We start from the raw sequence: 20,074 nt of genomic DNA on the forward strand, positions 1-20,074 counted from the left end.
CGAATTGCGTACCCGATGACCGACGAATCGCCCTCCATCGACAAACTGCTGAAAAACCTCGATCACGCCATGCTCGCCGACCGTCACCGGCTGCGGCGGCAGTTGCTTGAGCTGCGCAAGAAACCCGACGAGGCCAAGTTGGCCCAGTGGGTGGCGCGCATGCAGGCGTCCTGTGATCAGGTGCTGGCGCGCCGTGCCAGCCTGCCGGTGATTCGTTACGACGACAGCCTGCCGATCGCCGCCAAGCGCGACGAAATCAAGGCCGCGCTGGAGAAGCATCAGGTCTTGATCATCGCCGGCGAAACCGGCTCGGGTAAAACCACCCAGTTGCCGAAAATCTGCCTGGAAATCGGTCGCGGCCAGCATGGTCTGATCGGCCACACTCAGCCGCGCCGAATCGCTGCGCGCAGTGTCGCCAGCCGGGTCGCCGAAGAACTCGGTACGCCGCTCGGTTCGCTGGTTGGCTATCAGGTGCGCTTCGAGGATCAAAGCGATTCCAACACCCTGATCAAGCTGATGACCGACGGTATTTTGCTGGCGGAAACCCAGAACGATCGCTACCTCGAGCGCTACGACACGATCATCGTCGACGAAGCCCACGAACGCAGCCTCAACATCGACTTCCTGCTCGGTTACCTGAAAACCCTGCTGCCGCGTCGTCCGGATCTGAAAGTCATCATCACCTCGGCGACCATCGATCTGGAGCGCTTCTCCAAACATTTCGATGATGCGCCGATTGTCGAGGTCTCCGGGCGCACTTTCCCGGTAGACACCTGGTATCGCCCGCTGACCCTGGAGCAGGACGAAGAGGGCAACCGCGTCGAGGACGATCTGACCGTGGATCAGGCGATCCTCGCCACCCTCGATGAAATTGCCTCCTACGAGCGCAGCGAACGCCGCAGTCCCGGCGATGTGCTGGTGTTCCTGCCCGGCGAGCGCGAGATTCGCGATGCTGCCGACATGCTGCGCAAGGCCCAGCTCAAGCACACCGAAATCCTGCCGCTGTACGCGCGCCTGTCGCCGGCCGAACAGCAGCGGATTTTCCAGTCGCACCCGGGGCGCCGCGTGGTGCTGGCGACCAACGTTGCCGAGACTTCGCTGACCGTGCCGGGCATCCGTTACGTGATCGACAGCGGCACCGCGCGCATCAGTCGCTACAGCTATCGCGCCAAGGTTCAGCGATTGCCGATCGAAGCGATTTCCCAGGCCAGCGCCAATCAGCGTAAAGGTCGCTGCGGCCGGGTCGAGCCGGGGATCTGTGTGCGCCTGTACAGCGAGGAAGATTTCCTCGGTCGCCCGGAATTCACCGATCCGGAAATTCTGCGTACCAACCTTGCCGCCGTGATCTTGCAGATGCTGCACCTGCGCCTCGGCGAAATCACTGCGTTCCCGTTCATCGAACCGCCGGACGGCAAGGCGATCAGCGACGGTTTCAACCTGCTGCAAGAACTCTCGGCGGTGGATCGCGACAGTCAGCTGACCCCGCTCGGCCGTCAGTTGGCGCGCCTGCCGGTAGACCCGCGCATGGGCCGCATGCTGCTCGAAGCGGCAAAACTCGGCAGCCTGCAGGAAGTGCTAATCGTTGCCAGCGCCATGTCGATTCAGGATCCGCGCGAGCGTCCGCCGGAGCGTCAGCAAGCAGCCGATCAGGCCCACGCACAATGGAAAGACACCGATTCGGACTTCGCCGGACTGGTCAATCTGTGGCGTGGTTTTGAAGAGCAACGCCAGGCACTGACCGCCAGTCCGCTGCGTAACTGGTGCCGGAAGAATTTCCTGAATTACCTGCGTCTGCGCGAGTGGCGTGATTCCCATCGCCAGTTGAGCCTGATCTGCCGCGACATGCAGCTGAGCCTCAACAAGGAACCGGCGGATTACCCGAAACTGCACAAAGCGGTGCTGGTCGGCCTGCTCAGTCAGATCGGTCAGAAAACCGAGGACGGCGATTACCTCGGCGCCCGTCAGCGGCGCTTCTGGATTCATCCGTCGTCGGGCATCGGCAAGAAGCGTCCGCAGTGGCTGATGACCGCCGAACTGGTGGAAACCACCAAGCTCTACGCGCGCATGGTCGCCAAGATCGATGCCGACTGGATCGAGCCGCTGGCCGGGCACCTGATCAAGAAAAATCACTTCGAACCGCACTGGGAGAAGAAGCGCGGCCAGGTCGTGGCCTACGAGCAGATCACCCTGTTCGGGCTGATCGTGGTCGGTCGCCGCCCAGTGCATTACGGCCCGGTGGATCCGGTGGTCTCGCGTGAGCTGTTTATTCGCGAAGGTCTGGTGCGTGGCGAGATTCAGTCGAAAGCCAAGTGCCTGACCGCCAACAAGCAGTTGCTCGAACAGCTCGACGAGCTGGAAGCCAAGGCCCGGCGCCGCGACATCCTCGCTGACGAAGAAACCCTGTACGCGTTCTACGATGCGCGCTTGCCGGCGGAGATTCATCAGACCGCGACGTTCGACAGCTGGTATCGGGTCAACAGTCAGAAAGACCCGCAACTGCTGATCATGCGCGAAGAAGACGTACTGGCTCGCGAGGCCAGTGAAGTCACCGCGCGCGACTACCCGGACACGCTGCACATCGGTGATCTGGAACTGGCGCTCAGTTATCACTTCGAACCCAATCACCCGCGCGACGGCGTGACCCTGCGCGTGCCCGCGCCGCTGCTGCCGATGCTGCCGCCGGAACGCCTGGAATGGCTGGTGCCGGGGCTGATCGAGGCCAAGTGCATAGCGCTGGTGCGCAATCTGCCGAAAGCCTTGCGCAAGAACTTCGTGCCGGTGCCGGATTTCATCAAGGCGGCGTTGCAGCGCATGACCTTCGCTGAAGGCTCATTGCCGCAAGCGCTCGGTCGCGAGTTGCTGCGCATGACCGGTGCGCGCGTCAGCGATGAAGCATGGGCGGAAGCGGCGCAGCAGGTCGAAAGCCATCTGCGGATGAACCTGGAAATTGTCGACGGCCAGGGCAAGTTCCTCGGCGAGGGCCGCGATCTGGCGGAGCTGACCGCGCGTTTTGCCGAAGCCAGCCAAGCGGCATTGGCCGTGCCGCAGAGTGCGAAAAGTCAGCAACCGGTGGAGGCCAAGGTCTTCGCCCCGGTGGCGGAAAAGACCCAGCAGAAGATCGCCGGCCTGTCGATGACGGTCTATCCGGCGCTGGTGGAGGAGGGCGGCACGGTCAAGGAAGGGCGGTTCTCGACCCCGGCTGAAGCCGAATTCCAGCATCGCCGCGCCTTGCAGCGCCTGCTGCTGCAGCAACTGGCCGAGCCGGCGAAGTTCCTGCGCAGCAAGCTGCCGGGCATCACCGAGTTGGGCCTGCTGTATCGCGAGCTGGGCCGAGTGGATGCGCTGGTCGAAGACATTCTGCTGGCCAGCCTCGATAGCTGCATTCTTGAAGGTGAAGACCCGTTACCCCGTGACGGCGCCGGGCTGGCGGCATTGGCTGAGCGCAAACGCGGCAGCTGGACCGAACACGCCGAGCGCGTGGCGCGGTTGACGCTGGAGATTCTCAAGCTGTGGCACGGCCTGCAAAAACGCTTCAAGGGCAAGATCGATCTGGCGCAGGCTGTGGCGCTGAATGACATCAAACAGCAAATCAGCAATCTGGTGTATCCGGGGTTCGTCCGGGAAACGCCGATGCAATGGCTCAAGGAGCTGCCGCGCTATCTGAAGGCGGTCGAGCAGCGTTTCGAGAAGCTCGGCGCGCAGGTGCAGAAGGATCGGGTCTGGAGCGGCGAACTGGCCGGCCTCTGGGCGCAATACCAGACCCGTGCCGCCAAGCATGCCCAGGAAGGCAAACGCGATCCGCAGCTTGAGCTGTACCGCTGGTGGCTGGAAGAGTACCGGGTATCGCTATTCGCCCAGCAATTGGGGACAAAAGTGCCGATCTCGGACAAGCGGCTGAGCAAGCAGTGGAGTCAGGTCGAGGCCTGATCCCAAACCCGCATCCCCCCTGTAGGAACTGCCGCAGGCTGTGATCTTTTGATTTTGCTTTTTAAAAGATCAAGATCAAAAGATCGTCCGATCGCGGCCCGAGCCTGCGGCAGCTCCTACAGGGAGTGCGTTTTGCGGGAGAATGCGCCAAAAGCCAAGGTTTATGGCAAACTTCGCGACCATAAACGCCGGTTTCGTGACCCAGAGCCTTCGGCCGGGTCACGTGGCGGAATAAAGCGATGCCAGATCAGCGTCCCCCGGACGGGAATAGACCCTTTGTGTGTTGGTACGTCGGTGCCAGCGCTTTCTGCCTGAACAGATTAGAGAAACGACCATGCATAACGTCGTCATCAGCGGCACCGGCCTGTACACCCCGGCCAACAGCATTTCCAACGAAGAGCTGGTGCAGTCTTTCAATACCTACGTCGCGCAGTTCAACGCCGACCACGCCGACGCCATCGCCAGCGGTGAAATCCAGGCGCTGACCGAATCCAGTGCCGCTTTCATCGAAAAGGCCTCGGGCATCAAGAGCCGCTTTGTCATGGACAAGGACGGCATCCTCGATCCTGCACGCATGGCCCCGCGTCTGCCGGAGCGTTCCAACGACGAATGGTCGGTACTCTGCCAGATGGCCATCGGCGCCGCCGAACAGGCGCTGCAACGCGCCGGCAAGACCGCCGCCGACATCGACGGCGTGATCGTTGCCTGCTCCAACCTGCAGCGCGCCTACCCGGCGATCGCCATCGAAGTCCAGGAAGCACTGGGCATTCAGGGTTTCGGTTTCGACATGAACGTCGCCTGCTCCTCGGCGACCTTCGGCATTCAGGCCGCGGCCAACAGCGTGCAACTGGGCCAGGCCCGGGCGATACTGATGGTCAACCCGGAAGTCTGCACCGGGCACCTGAACTTCCGTGACCGCGACAGTCACTTCATCTTCGGTGACGCCGCAACGGCGGTGATCATCGAACGCGCTGACCTGGCGACGTCCAAGTACCAGTTCGACGTGGTCAGCACCAAACTGCTGACCAAGTTCTCCAACAACATCCGCAACAACTTCGGCTTCCTCAACCGTGCTGCGGAGGAGGGCATCGGTGCCCGTGACAAGCTGTTCGTGCAAGAAGGCCGCAAGGTGTTCAAGGACGTCTGCCCGATGGTTGCCGAGCTGATCGGCGAGCACCTGGAGGAGAACAAACTCAACGTCGGCGACGTCAAGCGCTTCTGGCTGCACCAGGCCAACCTGAGCATGAACCACCTGATCGTGCGCAAGCTGCTGGGCCGTGAAGCCTCCGAAGAAGAAGCACCGGTGATCCTCGACACCTACGCCAACACCAGCTCGGCGGGTTCGGTGATTGCCTTCCACAAATATCAGGACGATCTGGCCAGTGGTTCGCTGGCGGTATTGAGCTCGTTCGGCGCCGGTTACTCGATCGGCAGCGTGATCCTGCGCAAACGCTGAGGCACCCGCCCTTGTGGCGAGGGAGCTTGCTCCCGCTGGAGTGCGTAGCGCTCCCAAAACCGGCGATTGCGGTCTTGCTGAAGAACCGCAATCGCCGGTTTTGCGTCTGCTGCGCAGCCGAGCGCGAGCAAGCTCGCTCGCCACAGGGTCGAGTGCGTTAACGTTAATCGGTATTTGCAAACGAGGCGTGCATGGCCGCAACGGACGACACCCAACTGCTCGAACGCCTGCTCGCCGGTGAGCAAAAGGCTTTCAAGGAACTGGTCAGCACCTATCAGAGCGCCATGCGCGCCGTGGCGTATGCCATCGTCGGCCAGCGCCATGTTGAAGAGGTGGTGCAAGATGCCTGGCTTTCGGTGGTGCGCCATATCGGCAGCTTCGAGGGCCGTTCCAGTCTCAAGACCTGGCTGCTGACCATCACCGCCAACTCGGCGAAGAGCCGCTACAAACAGAACCGCCGCGAAGTGTTGCTGGATGATCTGCCGTCACCCCATGGCACCATCGACGACGATCGTTTTTCTCCCGGTGACGGTCATTGGCTGGTGGCGCCGTTCGCCTGGCATCAGGACACCCCGGAAGCCTTGCTCACCGAAAGCGAATTGCGTGATTGCCTGGAGCACACCTTGCTCAGCCTGTCGGAATTGCAAAGCAGCGTGTTGCTGCTGCGCGAACGACAGGGCCTGGAGCTGGAAGAGATCTGTAATCTTCTGGAGATCTCGCTCTCCAATGTCCGGGTGCTGCTGCATCGGGCGCGGCTGAAAGTCTTCGCCACGGTGGAGCATTTTGAGGAGACCGGCGAATGCTGACCTGCAAGGAACAAGTGGCACGCTCCAGCGATTATCTCGATGGCCAGTTGAGCTTTCGCGAGAAACTGATGGTGCGCCATCACCTGATGTTCTGCCCCAACTGCCGGCGCTTCATTCGTCAGATGCGTTTGATGCAGGCCACGTTGAAGGCGATGCCGGAGAGGCCGCAAGAGGGGGTGGACGCGCTGGCCGAACGCCTGGCCGAGCAACGCCGCAAGGATAATCTCCTGTAGGAGCTGCCGCAGGCTGCGATCTTTTGATCTTGTTTTTGAAGATCAAAAGATCGCAGCCTGCGGCAGCTCCTACAGGTTTTTTTTTGCATCCTGCAGAAATAGCCCGGCGCGGACGACACGAACGGATGATGGGGATCGTCCCGCCCGCGTCAGGCTAGAGGGTGACGCGTTTTAGAACTTGGCTTCCGCATCCAGTTGCAGGGTGTTGGTGTCTGCGTCACGCTGGGTACGGCTGGAGAAGTCGGCCTTGGTCAGGAAGTACGTGGCGCCGATGGCGAAGTTCTTGTCGATGTCGTAACCGACCTTGAACTTGTGCCCACGGGAACCGGTGGTGCCGTTGGCGAAGTCGGAGTCGGTAAACGCGCCGACCACGGCGTCACGCTGTACGTCGCGATAGTTGTAGTCCAGATTCAGACCGAAGACTTTCGACTTGGCGCCGACCAGCCACGCGGTATCGGCGTCGGTCACGGCGTCGTTGTTCTTCACGTATTGACCGTAGAACGACAGCGGCATTGGCAGACCGCCGATGTCGATCTGGCTGAAACCTTCGTACAGACGGAACTCGTTGTTCGCCGAGTTGCCGTTGACCGACAGCGCGCACGGTGTGGACGTCCCGGTGCAGCGGCTGTCTTCGTCGTTCTGGTAGGCGTAGACGCTGCCGCCCAGGGTCAGTTTCAGGTTGTCGGTGATCGCAAAACGGCTGCCCAATTGACCGGCAGTCAGACGCAGGTCGTGGCGGAACTGCACGCCTTCGCCGTCGACGTTGTCCTTGAGGGTGTAGTTACCCAGGCTGCCGAACAGTTCGGCGCTGCTGCCCAGTGGGTATTTGTAGGTAACGGCCAGACCTTCCGGGTTGATGTCGCTGTCCCAGATCACGTCACCCATGCTGACCCACGGTTGCAGCATCTTGCCGCCGATCACGTGCAGGTTCTTGATTGCGTCCGGGTGGTAGTCGATGTAACCGAGGTCGAGCCAGATCTGCTTCTTGTCGAAGTAGTTGTCCATATCCTGGTTGGTCGAGCGGGCATCGTCGCCGCCGCCGGTGGCGATACGAATACCGGTGTCCACTTGCGGGTTGATCTCGGTGTAGGCACCCAGACGTGCGCGGATACGCTGGCGATCCTTGTCACGACCACCGTTGTTGGATTCGCCGTCGATCTTGACGGTCTCCTGACGAATACGCACGTCACCCTTGAACTGGGTCTTGGCGGCCCAGGCGAGTTTCTGGTCGAAGGAGCTCAGCTCGTTGGTTTTCTTCGCGGTCGCCGCGATCTGCTCGTTGGTCTCTTGCTGCGCCTGTTGCGCGATTTGCTGAGCCTTCTGATCCTTGGCCAGTTCAGTCTGCAGTTCGACGTACTGCGCCTGGGAAATGGAACCGTTAGCCTTGAGCATGTCGAGCAGTTTGGCGTCGACTGCAGCGCTGGCCGGAACGCTCATGGCCAGCAACAGGCCACCGCACAGGGCCGCCGCAGTTTTCGTGGAAGCAAGACGCATAGCAATCTCCGAAGATGAGAGGGGATGGCTGAACCATCCTGGGTACACCGACGCGCACGTCGGAAAACAGTGTCCGGGTAGAACCCGGCGCTCTAAAAACAGGAGCGAGTATCGCGATGGTTTATGACAGAGCAGTGGCTAAGTGATGTCATGTCGATGACGATACAAAGTTGTCCTGAACTATTGATCTAGAGCGCTGTCGTCCGAATGCTCGTGTGCAAAGGGCAGCGATAAGCGATACTCGCGGGGCTTTGAAGCCCGGAAGTGGAGAGTCAGTGGATGCCGTTGCAACGCCTGCAAAGCCTGTCAGAAATCGCCCCGGCGACATGGGACGCGTTGGTGCCCGAGAACCAGCCGTTTTTGCGCCATGCGTTCCTCAGTGCACTGGAAGACAGCGGCAGCGTCGGCCCGCATACGGGGTGGCAAGCCGAGCATCTGCTGCACGTCGAAGATGATCGGCTGATCGCGGCATTGCCCAGTTATCGCAAGTGGCATTCCTACGGTGAGTACGTGTTCGATCACGGTTGGGCCGATGCCTGCGCCCGGGCCGGCATCGATTACTACCCCAAGTTGTTGAGCGCTGTGCCGTTCAGCCCGGTAAGCGGCCCTCGGCTGTTGGCGGCAAAGGTCGAGGACGGTTTCGAGTTGCTGAAAAGTCTGCCGGGCTATCTGGAAATCGAAGAACTTTCCAGCGCGCACATCAACTTCACCGATCCGTTCACCGACGCCGCGATGGCCGAGCAGCCGGGTTGGCTGCAGCGCATCGGCTGTCAGTATCACTGGCAGAATCGCGGTTACCGGGATTTCCAGGATTTTCTCGACGTGCTCAGTTCGCGCAAGCGCAAGCAGATGCGCAAGGAGCGCGAACAGGTGGCGGGGCAGGGCTTCGAGTTCGAATGGCTGCAGGGGCGCGAACTGGACGAGTCGCAATGGGATTTTGTCTACGCCTGCTATGCCAACACCTACGCGGTGCGGCGTCAGGCGCCGTACTTGACGCGCGAGTTTTTCAGCCTGCTGGCTGCGCGGATGCCAGAGGCGATTCGGGTGGTCTTCGCCAGGCAGGGTTCACGGCCGGTGGCGATGGCGTTCAGTCTGGTCGGGGGCGACAGCTTCTACGGACGTTATTGGGGCTGCCTCGCCGAGTTTGACCGGCTGCATTTCGAGACCTGTTTCTATCAGGGCATGGACTATGCGATTGCCCACGGTTACCAGCGCTTTGATGCCGGTGCTCAGGGCGAGCACAAGCTTATTCGCGGTTTTGAGCCGGTGATCACCCATTCGTGGCATTACCTGCGCCATCCGGGCCTGAAGGCCGCCGTCAAAGACTTCCTGCAACAGGAACGCGCCGGCGTTCTTGCGTACGCCGAGGAAGCCAGAACAGCCTTGCCCTATCGCCAAACCTAGATCCCTGTAGGAGCTGCCGCAGGCTCGGGCCGCGATCGGACGATCTTTTGATGTTGTTTTTAAGATCAAAAGATCGTCCGATCGCGGCCCGAGCCTCCGGCAGCTCCTACAGGGAGGCGGTGGTTTCACGTGGACTCTTTACCCAGCCAGCGATAAATCGTCCCGCCCACTACCGCGCCCAGCAGCGGCGCGACCCAGAACATCCACAACTGCGCGATCGCCCAGCCGCCGACCATCAGCGCCGGCCCGGTGCTGCGTGCCGGGTTGACCGAGGTGTTGGTGACCGGAATCGAGATCAGGTGAATCAGCGTCAGGCCCAGGCCGATGGCAATCGGTGCGAGGCCCGCCGGGGCGCGTTTGTCGGTGGCGCCGAGGATGATGATCACGAACATCCCGGTCATCACCAGCTCGGTGACAAAGCCTGCCGCCATGGAGTATTTGCCCGGTGAATGCTCACCGTAACCGTTGGAGGCCAGGCCGGCGGCAATGTCGAAGCCTTCCTTGCCACTGGCGATGTGGTAGAGCAGGGCGGCGGCGAGTATCCCGCCCAGCACCTGGGCGATGACGTAGGCCGGCAACTCCCTGGCCGGAAACCGCCCGCCAACCACCAAACCGACCGACACCGCGGGATTGAGGTGACAGCCGCTGATGTGGCCAATGGCGAACGCCATGGTCAGCACCGTCAGACCAAACGCCAGGGCCACCCCCAGCACCCCGATGCCCAACGGCGAAGACGCCGCAAGCACCGCACTGCCACAACCACCCAGAACCAGCCAGAACGTACCCAACAACTCAGTGACTGAACGTTTGAACAGAGACATGAGAGAGTCCTTGATAGGCGTGCTATCGAGACTGTGTTGCGTTGTGCTTCCTTGCCGATTTACGACAGGTTCCGCGCTGGAACCTTGGCTGAGTACAGCAGGCTTTGGATGGATTTCCAGCAGGCGCAAAAAACCGCCAGAGCCTGTGTTTGGCGGGCTGGGGCGGTTTTCTGGCGGGCAGGCATTGTGTGGCGAGGGAGCTTGCTCCCGCTGGACAGCGAAGCTGTCCCAATACTATCTGCACCTGTAGTGTCAGGCTCGCACAGTTGGCGGGCTTTGCGCCTGCTGCGCAGTCGAGCGGGAGCAAGCTCCCTCGCCACAAAAGTTCACTAAGTCAGATTTTTTGTGATCAATCGATGCCGACAAACCCTCCGGTCTGGTGCGCCCACAACCGCGCATACAAGCCGCGATGCGCGAGCAGTTCGGCGTGGGTACCGCTCTCGGCAATCTTGCCGTTTTCCAACACTACCAGCCGATCCATACGGGCGATGGTCGAGAGGCGGTGAGCAATGGCGATCACGGTTTTGCCTTGCATCAGGGTTTCCAGGCTTTCCTGAATCGCCGCTTCGACCTCCGAGTCGAGTGCCGAGGTCGCTTCGTCCATGATCAGGATCGGCGCGTCCTTGAGCAGCACCCGGGCAATCGCGATGCGCTGACGCTGACCGCCGGACAGTTTCACCCCGCGCTCGCCGACGTGCGCGTCGAAACCGGTGCGGCCCTCTGCGTCCGACAGCAACGGAATGAACTCGTCGGCGCGGGCCTTGTGCACCGCGTCCCAGAGTTCGGCGTCGGTGGCGTCGGGCTTGCCGTACAGCAAGTTGTCACGGATCGAGCGGTGCAGCAGGGAGGTGTCCTGCGTAATCATGCCGATGCGTGCGCGCAGGCTTTCCTGGCCGACTTCGGCGATGTTCTGCCCATCGATCAGGATGCGTCCGCCCTCTACGTCATACAGGCGCAGCAGCAGGTTGACCAGGGTCGATTTGCCGGCACCGGACGGCCCGATCAGGCCGATTTTCTCTCCGGGTTTGATGGTCAGGTTGAGGTCGCCGATGATGCCTTTCTTCTTGCCGTAGTGAAAATCCACGTGCTCGAAACGCACTTCGCCACGGGCCACGGCCAGCGGTTTGGCCTGCTCACGATCGGTGACGCTGACCGGTTGCGAGATGGTCTGCAGACCGTCCTGGACCATGCCGATGTTTTCGAAAATGCCAGTGACCACCCACATGATCCAGCCGGACATGTTGACGATGCGGATCACCAGACCGGTGGCCAGGGCGATCGCGCCGACGGTGATCAGTGACTGGGTCCAAAGCCACAGCGCCAGCGCAGTGGTACCGACGATCAGCAGGCCGTTCATGGTGGTGATTGCCACGTCCATGCTGGTCACCACGCGGCCGGCCATCTGTGCCTTGACCGTCTGTTCTTCGATGGCTTCCTTGGCGTAATGTTGTTCGAAGTTGGTGTGGGCGAACAGCTTGAGGGTGGCGATGTTGGTGTAGCCGTCGACGATCCGCCCCATGAGTTTCGAGCGCGCGTCGGAGGCCTCCACCGAACGCTCTTTCACCCGTGGCACGAAGTAATACAGCGCGCCGATGTAGGCGGCGATCCACGTCAGCAGCGGAATCATCAGGCGCCAGTCGGCTTCGGCGAACAGCACCAGCGAACTGATCGCGTAGATCACCACGTGCCAGAGCGCATCCACCGCCTGCACTGCCGAGTCACGCAGCGAGTTGCCGGTCTGCATGATGCGTTGGGCGATGCGCCCGGCGAAGTCGTTCTGGAAAAAATTCAGGCTCTGCTTGAGCACGTAGCTGTGGTTCTGCCAGCGGATCATGCTGGTCATGCCGGGGCTCAGGGTCTGGTGCACCAGCAGGTCGTGCAGGCCGAAAAAGATCGGCCGCAGTACCAGGGCGACCACCACCATCCACGTCAGTTCGAGGGCGTGGTCGCTGAAGAAATTCGGGTTGGGCGTGCCTTGGGCCAGGTCGATGATGCGGCTCAGGTAACTGAACAATGCCACTTCGATCAGCGCGGCAAACAGGCCGACGACGAGCAGGGCGGCAAAACTTGGCCAGACCTGCTTCAGATAATAGGTGTAGAAGGGCCAGACACGATCCGGCGGGGAGGCTGTGGGAGCGTCACGGAATATGTCGATCAGTTGTTCGAAACGGCGATAGAGCATCAGATAACCGCCCGGAAGCCGGGCTCTCCTTTTATCGGTGTGAGCGGCGTGGCGTCAGGCCAGCGCCGCTCGAAACGCCCTGTACAGCTTAGTCGATGACTTTGGCCGACTTGATGATCACAGGGTCGACAGGCACGTTTTGCATGTTGCTTTTAGTGGTGGTTTGCGAGTTGACAATGATGTCGACCACGTCCATGCCCTTGACCACTTTGGCGAATACCGCGTAACCGGCGTCACGGCCCGGGTCGAGGAAAGCGTTGTCCGCCACGTTGATGAAGAACTGGCTGGTGGCCGAATCCGGGTTGGAGGTGCGCGCCATCGACAAGGTGCCGCGAACGTTGTGCAGGCCATTGCTGGCCTCGTTCTTGATCGGCGCCTTGGTTTCTTTCTGCTGCATCTGTGGGGTGAAACCACCGCCCTGAGCCATGAAACCTGGGATCACGCGATGGAAAATGGTGTTGGTGTAAAAGCCGCTGTTGACGTAATCCAGAAAGTTTTTGGTACTGATTGGCGCCTTGACCGGATCCAGTTCGATTTCGATCTGGCCGTTGGTGGTGTCCAGCAGCACGTGCGGTGCTTTTGCAGGCGTGGCAGCCATCAGGTTGGCAGCAAACAGCACGGTGCCGGCGGCGAGGGCGAGTTTTTTCAACATGGGTCAGTGTTCCTGAGATTGAGTATCGGCTGTGGCAAGGAACTCCAGCAGCGTTTGGTTGAAGCGTTCGGGTTGATCGAGCGGGGTGGCGTGGCGCGAATCGGCGATGACCACCAGCCGCGCATCGGGCAGCAGTTTTACATAGGTTTCTTTCAGTGCCACCGGTGTGTAGTCACGGTCGGCGGTGACGATGAGGGTTGGACAGGTCACCCGGGAAAGTCGTTCCTGAACGCCCCAGCCAACAATCGCATCGAAGCTGGCGAGATAAGCACGTTTGTCGTTTTTTGCCCAGCGTTCGGCCATTTTCTGCCGCAGATCAGCTTGTTCAGGCTTAGGAAAAAGTTTGCTGCCCAGCGCCTTGCCGATGGTCGCGAGACTGAGCATGCGCATCAGGCTCCAGCGCTTGAACCACTGCCAGTAATCGTCGCAGCTGCGGATCTTCACCTCGGGGGCGCTGTTGACGATGGTCAGGCTTTTCAGCATGTGCGGTTGATCGACGCCGAACTGAAAGCCGATCATCCCGCCCATCGACAGCCCGACGTAGTGCACCGGGCCGAGGTTCAAGTGCTCGATCAGTGCCAGCAGATCGGCGCTGAACCCGGCGATGCTGTAGCGCTCGCGAGGTTTGTCCGAGCGACCGTGACCGCGTATGTCAGGGACGATCACCCGGTAATGCGCCGACAGCGCCGGGATTTGCATTTCCCAGTCCAGGGTGCTCGAACCGAGCCCGTGAACCAGCAGCAACGGGGTGCCGTGGCCATATTCCTCGTAGTGCAGGTTGCAACCTTCGTGCTCGAAATAGGCCATCGGTGAACTCCGTGTCAGGCTTGCTCAGGGGCGGCGAACGGTGCGTCCAGCGGCAAGGTGTCGAAGGTACGCAACAGTTCGATGAGGATTTGCGTTGCCGGGCCCAGCGGTTTGTCCTTGTTCGAATACAGATAGAAGCTCGGGTTGCGGCTGCCGCCCTGATCCAACGGTAGCAGCTTGAGCGTGCCTTCCTTCAATTCCCGTTCGATCATGTGTCGTGGCAGCCAGGCAAAGCCCAGGCCGCTGCTGACGAACGTGGCAGCCGTGGCGAGGCTGCCGACGGTCCAGCGCTGTTCGGCGCCGAGCCAGCCGACGTCGCGTGGTTGCTGGCGGCCGGAGTCGCGAATCACCACCTGCATCTGGGTTTCCAGGTCCTGGAAGTTCAGTTCGCGATTGAGGCGATGCAGCGCGTGATCCGGGTGGGCGACCGCGACAAATTCGACGTCGCTCAATTCCGCGCCGAGGTAACCGGGAATGCTCAGACCGGTGATCGCCAGATCGGCCACGCCCTCGAGCAATACCTCTTCGACCCCCGACAACACCTCCTCGCGCAGACGCACACGGCAGCCGCGACTCTGCGGCATGAACGCGGTCAGCGCCCGCACGATGCGTGCGCTGGGGTAAGCCGCATCGACCACCAGCCGCACCTCGGCCTCCCAACCTTGCTCCATGTGATGGGCGAGGTCTTCCAGTTGGCTGGCCTGTTTCACCAGTTGTCGCGAGCGGCGCAGCAGTACGCCGCCGGCCTCGGTGAGCACCGCTTTGCGCCCGTCGATGCGCAGCAATGGCACGCCGAGCTGGTCCTGCATGCGGGCGACGGTGTAACTCACAGACGATTGCGAACGGTGCAGAACCTCGGCGGCCTGGGCGAATCCGCCGTGGTCGACCACGGCCTGCAATGTTCGCCATTGATCAAGGGTCACGCGGGGCGCTTTCATCAATAGCTCCTCTTGTCCTAAGCTGGCCGTCCCTCATGGAGACTGGCGAATGAAAAAATTCTGTTGTGTGGTGCTCGCATTGCTGCCGCTGAGTGCGTTTGCTTACCCGATCGATGTGCAGAAGAACCTCAATGGCTTGAAGATCGACTACGAGACCTTCGACACCGACAAAGACATCGGCTCCATAAAAGTCGTCAACTTCGGTGATGTCGATGCAATCTGCAAAGTCGTTTTCAACAATGGCCCGGAAGCACCGCGTACGCGCAACATCGAAGTCCCGGCCCGCAAGCATACGAATGCCACGGCCAAGTTCTCCCGCGAGATCATCAGGCTGCGCATCGACCTGAGCTGCAGCCCGAAATAACACCGTCAATCCCTTGTGGGAGCGAGCTTGCTCGCGAATTGGCCGTTTCAGTCGACATCATTGCTGAATGACACACCGCTTTCGCGAGCAAGCTCGCTCCCACAGGGGTGCCAGTGCATCTAAACGAATTATTCGATGCTTTGCAGCAATTATTTGCGATTTTTCATCGATACAACCCTGTTTAACCTTCACTCCATCGACCTACAACATTCTCGGATGGAGACTACACACCATGTCCCGCGTTCTGATCATCGAAAGCAGCGCCCGCCAGCAAGACTCGGTTTCCCGTCAACTGACCCAGACCTTCATCGGTCAGTGGAAAGCGGCGCATCCCAACGATCAGATCACCGTGCGTGACCTCGCCGTGAATCCCGTTCCACACCTGGACGCCAACCTGCTGGGCGGCTGGATGAAGCCTGCCGAGCAGCGCAATGCCAGCGAACAATCGTCGCTGGAGCGCTCCAACGAATTGACCGACGAGCTGCTCGCCGCCGACGTACTGGTGATGGCTGCGCCGATGTACAACTTCGCGATCCCGAGCACCCTCAAGGCCTGGCTCGACCACGTGCTGCGTGCCGGCGTGACCTTCAAGTACACCGAAACCGGCCCGCAAGGCCTGCTCAGCGGCAAACGTGCCTACGTGCTCACTGCTCGCGGCGGGATCTACGCCGGCGGCCCCGCCGACCATCAGGAACCGTACCTGCGTCAGGTAATGGGTTTCATCGGCATCCATGACGTGACCTTCATTCACGCCGAAGGCATGAACCTGGGCGGTGACTTCCAGGAGAAGGGCCTGAATCAGGCCAACGCCAAACTGTCCCAGGTCGCTTGATATGTTAATCGCCAGATAATCGCCGCTTGTTTAAGTGACCTGGCGCAACCCTTCAAGGCTCTACGCGCATCGAACCTCCCTTTGCACTTGTTGCTCCTGAGTGCTGTAGCCCGATTGAACGCTTTAGCGAGATCGGGCTTTTTTTTGCCTGGGATTTCTCTGACTCACTGCTTCCCGTAGGAGCTGCCGCAGGCTGCGATCTTTTGATCGTGTTTTTTACAATCAAAAGATCGCAGCCTGCGGCAGCTCCTACAGTGGGATTTTGTGTTGGTTGCAGGATGTAAAAACCGCTATCGTCGCCGCCATTCGAAACAGAGGCGACCATGGGCTATCTACTTTTTGTCACGCTGATCCAGGCGTTTTCCTTCAGTCTGATCGGCGAATACCTGGCCGGACACGTCGACAGCTACTTCGCGGTGCTGGTGCGCGTGGTGCTGGCGGGGCTGGTGTTCATTCCGCTGACCCGCTGGCGTTCGGTGGAGCCGGCGTTCATGCGCGGCATGCTGCTGATCGGCGCGTTGCAGTTCGGCATCACCTACGTTTGCCTGTACCTGAGCTTCCGGGTGCTGACGGTGCCGGAGGTATTGCTGTTCACCATCCTCACGCCGCTGCACGTGACGCTGATCGAAGATGCGCTGAACCGACGCTTCAATCCATGGGCGCTGGTCGCAGCACTGGTCGCGGTGGGTGGAGCAGCAGTGATTCGCTTCGACCGGATCAACCCGGACTTCTTCATGGGCTTTTTGCTGCTGCAACTGGCCAACTTCACCTACGCCGCAGGGCAGGTGATGTACAAGCATCTGGTGGCAAAACACCCGAGTGATCTGCCGCATTACCGACGTTTCGGCTTCTTCTACCTCGGCGCGTTGGCGGTGGTATTGCCGGCATTCCTGCTGTTTGGTAAAGCGAACTTTCTGCCGGAAGCACCGCTGCAATGGGGCGTGTTGCTGTTCCTCGGACTGGTCTCGACGGCGCTGGGCATGTACTGGTGGAACAAGGGCGCTTGCATGGTCAACGGCGGCACGCTGGCGGTGATGAACAACCTGCATGTGCCGGTGGGGCTGCTGCTGAATCTGCTGATCTGGAATCAGCACGAAGAGCTGGGGCGATTGTTGCTCGGCGGCAGCGTCATCCTCGCCGCAGTATGGATCAGCCGTTTGGGTATCAGACGCACCGCGTAACCCGGTGTAGGAGCTGCCGAAGGCTGCGATCTTTTGCTCTTCAAAATATCAAAGTCAAAAGATCGTCCGAACGCGGCCCGAGCCTGCGGCAGCTCCTACACGGTAAGCGTGCGTTACATCAGGTGTTTCTGGGGTTCCGGAATGTGCGCCGAACCGAGCACCGCCGGCAGCAACCCGGTACGCAAATCCCCGCCACTCGGTTGCTGATACAGGCTCAAGCCAAACTCCGGCAGCACCGCCAGCAGATAATCGAAAATATCGCCCTGAATCCGCTCGTAATCAGCCCACACCGTGGTGGTCGTGAAGCAGTAGATTTCCAGCGGAATGCCCTGCGCGGTGGTCTGCATCTGGCGAACCATGCAGGTCATGTTCGGCTGCACCTCCGGGTGACTTTTCAGATACGCCAGCGCATAGGCGCGGAAGGTGCCGATGTTGGTCATGCGCCGGCGGTTGGCCGACATCGCCGCGACGTTGCCCTGCGCCTCGTTCCACGCCTTGAGTTCGGCTTTCTTGCGGCCCATGTAGCCGGTCAGCAGGTGCACCTGGGAGAGCTTTTCTTCCTCATCGTCGCGGATGAAGCGCACTCCGCTGGCGTCGATGAACAGACTACGCTTGATCCGCCGCCCACCGGACTGCTGCATGCCGCGCCAGTTGCGGAACGACTCGGACATCAAGCGCCAGGTCGGGATCGAGACGATGGTCTTGTCGAAGTTCTGCACCTTGACCGTGTGCAAGGTGATGTCGACCACGTCACCATCGGCGCCGACTTGCGGCATTTCGATCCAGTCGCCGACCCGCAGCATGTCGTTGCTGGTCAGTTGCACACTGGCGACGAACGACAGCAACGTGTCCTTGTAGACCAACAGAATCACCGCTGACATTGCACCCAGACCGGAGAGCAGCAACAGCGGCGAACGGTCGATCAAGGTAGCGACGATGATGATCGCGCCAAACACGTACAGAACCATTTTCGCCAGTTGCACATAGCCCTTGATCGAGCGAGTCCGGGCGTGTTCGGTGCGGGCGTAGATGTCCAGCAGCGCATTGAGCAGGGCACTGACCGACAGCAGCAGGAACAGAATCGTAAAGGACAGCGCCACGTTGCCGAGAAAGGTCATCGCGGTTTTGCTCAGTTCCGGCACCAGGTGCAGGCCGAACTGGATCACCAGCGACGGGGTCATCTGCGCCAGACGTTGAAACACCTTGTTGTGGCGAAAGTCGTTGATCCAGTGCAGCGCCGGCTGGCGCCCGAGCATGCGGCTGGCGTGCAGGATCAGATAGCGCGCCACTCGTCCGAGGACCAGCGCGATCACCAATAGCAGCATCAGCGCCAGGCCGGATTGCAGGAACGGGTGCTGTTCGAGGGCACCCCAGAGGTCTTGGGCGTTGAGCCAGAGCTGTTTGAAATCCATGTGAGCAACGATTCTTCTGTAAGACGCGATGGGCGATTAGAGCATTTAAGACGCTGTCTATTACCGTTGGTGACAAATCGAGCAACAAAAAAGCCACTGATTACGCCCGTTTGTATAAAGAAACTCGGCCTGAGCGCTCGAAACCGGTAACCTATGCAGCTGTTTTTTTGCATATCTTCGAGGTAGCACCCGTGTTTTCCCAATTCGCCCTGAACGAACGCCTGCTCAAAGCCGTGGCCGAGCTGAAATTTGTCGAGCCAACGCCTGTGCAAGCAGCGGCCATTCCGCTGGCGCTCCAGGGGCGTGACCTGCGGGTGACGGCGCAAACCGGTAGCGGCAAGACCGCCGCTTTTGTCCTGCCGATCCTCAATCGCCTGATCGGCCCGGCGAAGATCCGCGTCAGTATCAAGACCCTGATCCTGCTGCCGACCCGCGAACTGGCCCAGCAGACCCTGAAGGAAGTCGAACGCTTTTCGCAGTTCACTTTCATCAAGTCCGGCCTGATCACCGGCGGCGAAGATTTCAAGGTCCAGGCGGCCATGCTGCGCAAGGTGCCGGACATCCTCATCGGCACACCGGGCCGGATGATCGAGCAACTCAACGCCGGCAACCTCGATTTGAAAGAAGTCGAAGTGCTGGTGCTCGACGAAGCCGACCGCATGCTCGACATGGGCTTCGCCGAAGACGTGCAACGTCTGGTCGACGAATGCCCGAACCGTCAGCAAACCATGCTGTTCTCCGCCACCACCGGCGGTTCCGGCCTGCGCGAGATGATCGCCAAGGTGCTGAACAACCCTGAGCACCTGCAGCTCAACGCGGTCAGCCAGCTGAACTCGACCACTCGTCAGCAGATCATCACTGCCGACCACAATCAGCACAAAGAACAGATCGTCAACTGGCTGCTGGCCAACGAGACCTACCAGAAGGCCATCGTCTTCACCAACACCCGCGCCATGGCCGACCGCATCTACGGCCGCCTCGTGGCTCAGGAATACAAGGCGTTCGTGCTGCACGGCGAGAAAGACCAGAAGGATCGCAAACTGGCGATCGATCGTCTGAAGCAGGGCGGCGTGAAGATCCTGGTAGCGACCGACGTCGCGGCCCGTGGTCTGGACGTTGATGGCCTGGATCTGGTGATCAACTTCGACATGCCACGCAGCGGCGACGAATACGTGCACCGCATCGGTCGTACTGGCCGTGCCGGTAACGACGGTCTGGCGATCTCGCTGATCTGCCACGGCGACTGGAACCTGATGTCGAGCATCGAGCGCTACCTCAAGCAGAGCTTCGAGCGCCGCACCATCAAGGAAGTCAAAGGCACCTACGGCGGGCCGAAGAAGGTCAAGGCCTCGGGCAAAGCCGTTGGCGTGAAGAAGAAAAAGACCGACGCCAAGGGCGACAAGAAGAAAACCGCCGCCAAGACCCCGACCAAGCGCAAGAGCGCCAACCGGCCGAAGCCGGATTCTCTGGTGAGCAGCGACGGCATGGCCCCGCTCAAGCGCCGCAAGCCGGCAGAGCCTGCGGCTGAATAAGTCGTTTCAAGCGGCCAATAAAAAACCCGGACA

General features: G+C 60.6%; 16 protein-coding genes. 9 read left to right on the forward strand and 7 right to left on the reverse strand.

Features of this window, described 5'->3' with window-relative positions; translation table 11 throughout:
- The first annotated feature begins 15 nt into the window (after positions 1-15).
- From hrpA to ABV589_RS22350, 4 genes are all read left to right on the forward strand, one after another.
- Complete coding sequence (hrpA, locus tag ABV589_RS22335) at positions 16-3,927, forward strand: ATP-dependent RNA helicase HrpA (RefSeq protein WP_367083702.1); 3,912 nt, start codon at positions 16-18, stop codon at positions 3,925-3,927.
- Between the two features lie 334 nt (positions 3,928-4,261).
- Positions 4,262-5,383 carry a beta-ketoacyl-ACP synthase III gene (locus tag ABV589_RS22340; protein ID WP_367083703.1) on the forward strand — a complete coding sequence of 374 codons (1,122 nt, stop codon included), beginning with the start codon at positions 4,262-4,264 and terminating at the stop codon, positions 5,381-5,383.
- 191 nt (positions 5,384-5,574) lie between these two features.
- Positions 5,575-6,189, forward strand: a complete 615-nt coding sequence (locus ABV589_RS22345) for an RNA polymerase sigma factor (protein WP_183781704.1) — start codon at positions 5,575-5,577, stop codon at positions 6,187-6,189.
- The gene (locus ABV589_RS22350) at positions 6,183-6,422 is read left to right on the forward strand and encodes a zf-HC2 domain-containing protein (RefSeq protein WP_367083705.1); all 240 of its coding nucleotides are present in this window, start codon (positions 6,183-6,185) and stop codon (positions 6,420-6,422) included. Before ABV589_RS22345 ends, ABV589_RS22350 begins: the two co-directional genes overlap by 7 nt.
- Before the next feature lie 171 nt (positions 6,423-6,593).
- Here ABV589_RS22350 and ABV589_RS22355 read toward each other — a convergent pair whose 3' ends face one another.
- Positions 6,594-7,916 carry a putative porin gene (locus ABV589_RS22355; RefSeq protein ID WP_123586864.1) on the reverse strand — a complete coding sequence of 441 codons (1,323 nt, stop codon included), beginning with the start codon at positions 7,914-7,916 and terminating at the stop codon, positions 6,594-6,596.
- A 279-nt stretch (positions 7,917-8,195) separates the two neighbouring features.
- Here ABV589_RS22355 and ABV589_RS22360 point away from each other — a divergent pair, with 279 nt between their 5' ends.
- Positions 8,196-9,320 carry a GNAT family N-acetyltransferase gene (locus ABV589_RS22360; protein WP_367083707.1) on the forward strand — a complete coding sequence of 375 codons (1,125 nt, stop codon included), beginning with the start codon at positions 8,196-8,198 and terminating at the stop codon, positions 9,318-9,320.
- A 125-nt stretch (positions 9,321-9,445) separates the two neighbouring features.
- Here ABV589_RS22360 and aqpZ read toward each other — a convergent pair whose 3' ends face one another.
- The 5 genes from aqpZ to ABV589_RS22385 all read right to left on the reverse strand — a co-directional run bounded on the left by aqpZ (position 9,446) and on the right by ABV589_RS22385 (position 14,720).
- The gene (aqpZ, locus tag ABV589_RS22365; protein ID WP_367083709.1) at positions 9,446-10,141 is read right to left on the reverse strand and encodes an aquaporin Z; all 696 of its coding nucleotides are present in this window, start codon (positions 10,139-10,141) and stop codon (positions 9,446-9,448) included.
- 349 nt (positions 10,142-10,490) lie between these two features.
- Positions 10,491-12,323: an ABC transporter ATP-binding protein gene (locus tag ABV589_RS22370; protein ID WP_223007649.1), complete on the reverse strand. Its 1,833-nt coding sequence runs from the start codon at positions 12,321-12,323 to the stop codon at positions 10,491-10,493.
- Between the two features lie 88 nt (positions 12,324-12,411).
- On the reverse strand, positions 12,412-12,975 hold the full coding sequence (locus tag ABV589_RS22375; protein WP_367083711.1) for a peptidylprolyl isomerase: 564 nt from the start codon (positions 12,973-12,975) through the stop codon (positions 12,412-12,414).
- Between the two features lie 3 nt (positions 12,976-12,978).
- Positions 12,979-13,782 carry an alpha/beta hydrolase gene (locus ABV589_RS22380; RefSeq protein WP_367083713.1) on the reverse strand — a complete coding sequence of 268 codons (804 nt, stop codon included), beginning with the start codon at positions 13,780-13,782 and terminating at the stop codon, positions 12,979-12,981.
- 14 nt (positions 13,783-13,796) lie between these two features.
- A complete protein-coding gene (locus ABV589_RS22385) occupies positions 13,797-14,720 on the reverse strand; it encodes a LysR family transcriptional regulator (protein ID WP_007965998.1) in 924 nt (307 codons plus the stop codon).
- A 49-nt stretch (positions 14,721-14,769) separates the two neighbouring features.
- Between ABV589_RS22385 and ABV589_RS22390 the strand changes: the two genes are divergently transcribed.
- The 3 genes from ABV589_RS22390 to ABV589_RS22400 all read left to right on the forward strand — a co-directional run bounded on the left by ABV589_RS22390 (position 14,770) and on the right by ABV589_RS22400 (position 17,097).
- Positions 14,770-15,084, forward strand: coding sequence for a 3-phosphoglycerate kinase (locus tag ABV589_RS22390; protein WP_367083715.1), 315 nt, complete (start codon positions 14,770-14,772; stop codon positions 15,082-15,084).
- Positions 15,085-15,316: 232 nt separating this feature from the next.
- Entirely contained in the window at positions 15,317-15,916 is a 600-nt protein-coding gene (locus ABV589_RS22395; protein ID WP_096796629.1) for an FMN-dependent NADH-azoreductase, read from the forward strand.
- Positions 15,917-16,239: 323 nt separating this feature from the next.
- Positions 16,240-17,097: a carboxylate/amino acid/amine transporter gene (locus tag ABV589_RS22400; protein ID WP_367083717.1), complete on the forward strand. Its 858-nt coding sequence runs from the start codon at positions 16,240-16,242 to the stop codon at positions 17,095-17,097.
- A 113-nt stretch (positions 17,098-17,210) separates the two neighbouring features.
- Here ABV589_RS22400 and ABV589_RS22405 read toward each other — a convergent pair whose 3' ends face one another.
- Positions 17,211-18,509 carry a mechanosensitive ion channel family protein gene (locus tag ABV589_RS22405; RefSeq protein ID WP_095138585.1) on the reverse strand — a complete coding sequence of 433 codons (1,299 nt, stop codon included), beginning with the start codon at positions 18,507-18,509 and terminating at the stop codon, positions 17,211-17,213.
- Between the two features lie 191 nt (positions 18,510-18,700).
- Between ABV589_RS22405 and ABV589_RS22410 the strand changes: the two genes are divergently transcribed.
- Positions 18,701-20,041: a DEAD/DEAH box helicase gene (locus tag ABV589_RS22410; RefSeq protein ID WP_007962527.1), complete on the forward strand. Its 1,341-nt coding sequence runs from the start codon at positions 18,701-18,703 to the stop codon at positions 20,039-20,041.
- The last annotated feature ends 33 nt before the right edge of the window (positions 20,042-20,074 follow it).

Source organism: Pseudomonas sp. HOU2 (genome assembly GCF_040729435.1).
Lineage (GTDB): Bacteria > Pseudomonadota > Gammaproteobacteria > Pseudomonadales > Pseudomonadaceae > Aquipseudomonas.

Coding starts and splice junctions, on each gene's coding strand:
- ABV589_RS22375 (WP_367083711.1), bottom strand. CDS start 12,975: ATGTTGAAAAAACTCGCCCTCGCCGCCGGCACCGTGCTGTTTGCTGCC.
- ABV589_RS22395 (WP_096796629.1), top strand. CDS start 15,317: ATGTCCCGCGTTCTGATCATCGAAAGCAGCGCCCGCCAGCAAGACTCG.
- ABV589_RS22355 (WP_123586864.1), bottom strand. CDS start 7,916: ATGCGTCTTGCTTCCACGAAAACTGCGGCGGCCCTGTGCGGTGGCCTG.
- ABV589_RS22390 (WP_367083715.1), top strand. CDS start 14,770: ATGAAAAAATTCTGTTGTGTGGTGCTCGCATTGCTGCCGCTGAGTGCG.
- ABV589_RS22345 (WP_183781704.1), top strand. CDS start 5,575: ATGGCCGCAACGGACGACACCCAACTGCTCGAACGCCTGCTCGCCGGT.
- ABV589_RS22370 (WP_223007649.1), bottom strand. CDS start 12,323: ATGCTCTATCGCCGTTTCGAACAACTGATCGACATATTCCGTGACGCT.
- ABV589_RS22405 (WP_095138585.1), bottom strand. CDS start 18,509: ATGGATTTCAAACAGCTCTGGCTCAACGCCCAAGACCTCTGGGGTGCC.
- ABV589_RS22350 (WP_367083705.1), top strand. CDS start 6,183: ATGCTGACCTGCAAGGAACAAGTGGCACGCTCCAGCGATTATCTCGAT.
- ABV589_RS22360 (WP_367083707.1), top strand. CDS start 8,196: ATGCCGTTGCAACGCCTGCAAAGCCTGTCAGAAATCGCCCCGGCGACA.
- ABV589_RS22385 (WP_007965998.1), bottom strand. CDS start 14,720: ATGAAAGCGCCCCGCGTGACCCTTGATCAATGGCGAACATTGCAGGCC.
- aqpZ (WP_367083709.1), bottom strand. CDS start 10,141: ATGTCTCTGTTCAAACGTTCAGTCACTGAGTTGTTGGGTACGTTCTGG.
- hrpA (WP_367083702.1), top strand. CDS start 16: ATGACCGACGAATCGCCCTCCATCGACAAACTGCTGAAAAACCTCGAT.
- ABV589_RS22380 (WP_367083713.1), bottom strand. CDS start 13,782: ATGGCCTATTTCGAGCACGAAGGTTGCAACCTGCACTACGAGGAATAT.
- ABV589_RS22400 (WP_367083717.1), top strand. CDS start 16,240: ATGGGCTATCTACTTTTTGTCACGCTGATCCAGGCGTTTTCCTTCAGT.
- ABV589_RS22340 (WP_367083703.1), top strand. CDS start 4,262: ATGCATAACGTCGTCATCAGCGGCACCGGCCTGTACACCCCGGCCAAC.